This is a genomic window from Faecalibacterium tardum (assembly GCF_040096515.1).
Classification (GTDB): domain Bacteria; phylum Bacillota; class Clostridia; order Oscillospirales; family Ruminococcaceae; genus Faecalibacterium; species Faecalibacterium tardum.
The window spans coordinates 1-4,530 of the sequence record NZ_JBBMEO010000063.1; the positions used below are offsets into that span (position 1 = coordinate 1).

The 4,530-nt window shown below is 51.6% G+C and carries 4 protein-coding genes; all 4 read left to right on the top strand.

The annotated features are described in order from the left end of the window. The coding region (locus tag WMO44_RS14365; RefSeq protein ID WP_349152989.1) for a hypothetical protein at positions 1-909 on the top strand (909 nt) is incomplete at its 5' end. A 61-nt stretch (positions 910-970) separates the two neighbouring features. Next, complete coding sequence (locus tag WMO44_RS14370) at positions 971-1,300, top strand: hypothetical protein (protein WP_112149035.1); 330 nt, start codon at positions 971-973, stop codon at positions 1,298-1,300. An 82-nt stretch (positions 1,301-1,382) separates the two neighbouring features. Next, the gene (locus WMO44_RS14375) at positions 1,383-1,547 is read left to right on the top strand and encodes a hypothetical protein (protein ID WP_173014779.1); all 165 of its coding nucleotides are present in this window, start codon (positions 1,383-1,385) and stop codon (positions 1,545-1,547) included. Between the two features lie 86 nt (positions 1,548-1,633). Then, the coding region (locus WMO44_RS15165; RefSeq protein ID WP_494337433.1) for a MutS N-terminal domain-containing protein at positions 1,634-4,530 on the top strand (2,897 nt) is incomplete at its 3' end.

Consider the following 4,530-nt stretch of genomic DNA (forward strand, 5'->3'; position numbering starts at 1 on the left):
TGGCAGCAGGTCGCTGAAAAGAAAAGCTGCGAAGCAAAACAGAAAGAACTGACCGCCCAGAGAGATACGCTTGCTGATCGCCTGAAAAAGCTGGAAAAATCCAAGCTGGCAGAGCAGGCTGATGTGGACCGTCTGGAGGGACACAGCCTTGCCGCATTTTTCTATCAAGTGATTGGAAAAATGGATGAAAAGCTGGACAAAGAACGGCAGGAAGCCTATGCAGCCCGTGTCAAGTACGATGCGGCTCTCCATGATCTTTCTTCCGTTGATGCCGACTTGGAGCAGATTCAAAATAGACTGGAACGGCTGTCCGATTGCGAAAGGCAGTATCAAGCTGCTCTTTCCGAAAAAATCAAAAGCATCAAAGTTTCTGCCCACCCTGCCGCACAGCAGGTTGCGGAAAGTGAAAGTCGCATTGCCGCGCTGAAAGTCCAAAAGCGGGAGCTGCTAGAGGCCATCAACGCCGGAAAGACTGCCCTGCATACGGTCAACGAAGTTCTGGAAACCCTCGACAATGCCGAGGGCTGGAGTACATGGGACGTGATGGGTGGTGGTCTGGGGGTGGATCTCGCCAAGTATGCGGAACTGGACGATGCGCAGGAACAAATCGAACAGCTTCAAGTGGAACTGCGGCGGTTCAAAACTGAGCTTGCCGATGTTGAGATCACCGCAGACCTTCAGGTCACGGTAGACAGCTTTCTGAAATTTGCAGATTTCTTCTTTGACGGCCTCTTTGCAGACTGGGCAGTTCTGGATCACATCAATCAGGCACAGAGCAGAGTGGAGAATACCAAGGATCAAATCAAGAGAGTCCTTGCACTTCTGAAAAAGATGCGCGAAGATGTTGATGTCCAAATCGCTGATGAAAAAGAGAAGCAGGAGCAGCTTGCAGTGGAAACTGAGCTGTAAGTTTGAAGCATCCACTTATGTGATATGACTCGATAAAACCGAATTTACAGGAGGTGTTTCGATGAAAACAAGAAAGTTTGCCTTATGTCTGGCAGCGGTTTTTCTGGTGGCGATTTATATCAATATTCAGAGAAGCCATACTTTCACCCTTTCAAACGATGAAGGCACCATAAAGACAGAACAAATACAGCCACTTTGGGGAACTGTAAAAGTGAGCGGTGATTGTGATACTGAGGTGGTCTTTACCGATGTAGAGACTGGAGAAAAATACAGAATCGGATATATTACACAGGGCGTAACGGAAAGAATCAAACTCGAAAGAGGCAAATGGTATAAGGTGGCGGGCGGAGGCAACCTTACACTGAATCCGGTAAACATTCGAGTCGAATAAATGTAAGTTCCTTGCGGGCAGCTATGAAAGCTGAAGCTGAGAAGAGAGTTTTGAATATTCACATAGGAAGGAGTACAGTTCTATGAATTACGGATGGGCAACTGTTTTCACTTTAGCGGCATGGTTTGCAGGGCTTGTGATTGATGTAAATGTGCGGGTCGGCGACCTCGGTTTACGAACCGTGCTTCCCGTCATCGTGATGGGCTGCTGCATCATGAAATTCATAAAGGACAACAATATTCAATAATCGATTTTTATTACATCCCTTGCGGGCGACCCTCAAAACGGTTGCCCGCTATTTTTATACCCTAAAATCTGAAGAAGGAGGCCAAAATGCCAAGCAAAACCGAAGAATATCTCGCCCTTGCCCAGCGCACGGCGAACGGCTTGACTCGGTACTGGGAAAGCTGGACGGACTATCTGACCACCGCATCCCGGCTGTACAAGTACAGCTTTCCCGACCAGTTGATGATCTACGCTCAGCGACCCGATGCCACAGCCTGCGCCGATTACGACATCTGGAACAACCGCATGAACCGGTATGTCCGGCGTGGCTCCAAGGGCATCGCCCTGTTGGACGAATCCAGCGGATTCCCGCGCCTGCACTACGTTTTCGATGTGTCGGACACCGGTGTGCGCCGTAATTCCCGTGACCCGGAGGTGTGGCAGTACAACGATGATCTGAAACAGCCTGTTTCGGAAATGCTCGCCGCTATCTACGGCATCAGCGGAGAGCGTGTTAGCCAGCAGCTTGCCGATGTTGCCGGAAAATTGGTGGCGGATTACTGGGACAACAACGGCGGCGACATCCGTGCCATCGTTGACGGCTCGCTCCTGATGGATTATGATGAAGCCGGGGTGGAGATGCAGTTCAAAAGCGCAGCAGCAATGAGTGTCACCTACACGCTGCTGGAACGCTGCGGCTTTGAGCCTGCCGGGTGGTTCGACAAGGACGATTTTCAGGCAATCTACAATTTCTCTACCCCGGATAGTGTCTACGCCCTCGGCGCAGCCGTCAGCGACATGAGCCGAGAGGTGTTGCGGAACATCGAGCGCACCGTAAAAACCACCATTCGCCGCCGAAACAATGAAAGGAGCCAGCATGAATATGAGCAGCAATCTGAGTTACACGCAGACCGGGGATTATCTTCTCCCGAACCTGACCCTGCATCAGCCGAAGACCCCGCTGGGCAAGTACGGCAGGATGCGCCTGAGCTTTCTGAGGCAACAGCGCCCGGTGCTGTACAACACGATGCTCCTGAACGGGAGCCTGTACCCGACCCTGACCGAACTGGAGCAGACCGCAGCAGCGATGAAGAAGCAACTGATGGCCGATTTGCTGGCGAAGAACCCGGCCCCGGACAAGGAGAAGAATCAGATGGCGTGGGTACAGCACATGAACAGCCTACAGGAGCAGGTCGAGGAAGTGATTCGGACGGAACTGATCTACAGCTAAGTTTTCTGGATGCCGTCATCCCCACCGAAGCCCAGCAAATTGAACATATCGACCGAGCGGAGAGCGAAAAATCGCCCTCCGCTTTTGTTTTGTCGCAGGCTGAAATTGAGAATGAACTGCGCAAGCATGGTTCCGGTTTTCAGGATGGCAAGCAGCGGATCATCGAACTGTACCAGACACAGCCCGACCGCAAACTCCGCGCTAAAGCATTGGCGAAAGAGTACGGCATCGGCGGACATTCGCAGGATTTTCTGGATGGCAGCAGCGGTTTTGTAAATCATGATGGAAAAGGACTTGAATTTGACCACTACCCGGATCATCAAAAGGTTACGTTAAGCTGGACACAGGTCGAGAAATACATCGACCTGATGATTCAGTCTGACCGCTACCTGACCGATAAGGAAAAAGAGCATCGTGCCGCCGTGCAGGAAGCGGAACGACAGCTCCCAATGCTGGATGGTGATGCCGCTGCCGAATACAATGCTCTGAAAGAGCAGTACCCCAATACCCTGATTGGCTTTGAACTGGGCGGATATTTTCTGTTCTATGACAAAGATGCAATCACTGTAAAGGAAGTTTTTCGTTCTAATTTGCTGTCACAGGAAAATGCGCTGGGAAAAGTCAAAGTGACCGGCTTTTTGCGCAGAGAGTGGGTAGCAAAATCGCAGAAGCTGTGGGCCGAGGGCAACAGCATCTATCTAGCCGGACAGGGCGGAGATGGTACCCACCATCAGACAAAATATCTGCGAGAGGAAGATTATCTGCCGATCGGCATCATCATCAAGCTAGATGGCCGGGATTTCCGTGTGGATCACGTCAACTTCATGTTCAAATCCGTCAGCTTGCAGGACATGGACTTGACCAACAGCGGACAGCCCATCTTCCGGGTTGAACGGTTGCCCAATATCCGGGAACTGTATGAACAGCAGCAGGATGAAATTATTGACGTTTCTCCTGAAAAGGCTGTTGATTACAAGGTCGGTGACGAAGTTGTTGTTGACCTTCCCACCCGAACCATCGAAGGCAAAATCGGCTATGTTGACGAAACCGATGTGCGCATCGACACCAGCGCGCATGGGCAGTCGTGGGATAACGAGGTACTCAACAAGCAGCAGTTCGAGGACAGTCTGCGACGGAATGAGCCTACGTCTGATGAATCACTGGACAAGCTGCCTATTTCTGTAGAGGTCAACGGCGAATGGCAGACATTCCCGGATGCCGCTGCCGCAGACGAAGCTCTGAACGCCGAACCTGTGCCGGAAGCTGCCGGAAATTTTCACATCACGGATGATAATTTGGGCATCGGAGGCCCCAAACAGAAATTCGCCCGCAATATTGAAGCAATCCAAACCCTGCGCACTCTGGAGCAGGAGCATCGTGGAGCCACCGCCGAGGAGCAGGAAATGCTTTCGCAGTATGTTGGATGGGGTGGTCTGCCGGATGCCTTTGACCCTGACAAGGACAACTGGGCAAAAGAGTATACCGAACTGAAAGGACTGCTCTCCGAAGATGAATATGCTGCTGCCCGTAGTTCTGTTCTGAATGCCCACTACACCAGCCCAACCGTTATCCGCGCTATCTATGATGCAGTCGAAAAAATGGGCTTCCGCAGCGGCAACATTCTGGAGCCGAGCATGGGCGTGGGCAACTTCTTTGGTATGCTGCCGGACACCATGCAGGACAGCCGCTTATACGGCGTGGAACTGGATTCCATCACCGGACGCATCGCCCAAAAACTATATCCACAGGCCGACATTACGGTTGCTGGCTTTGA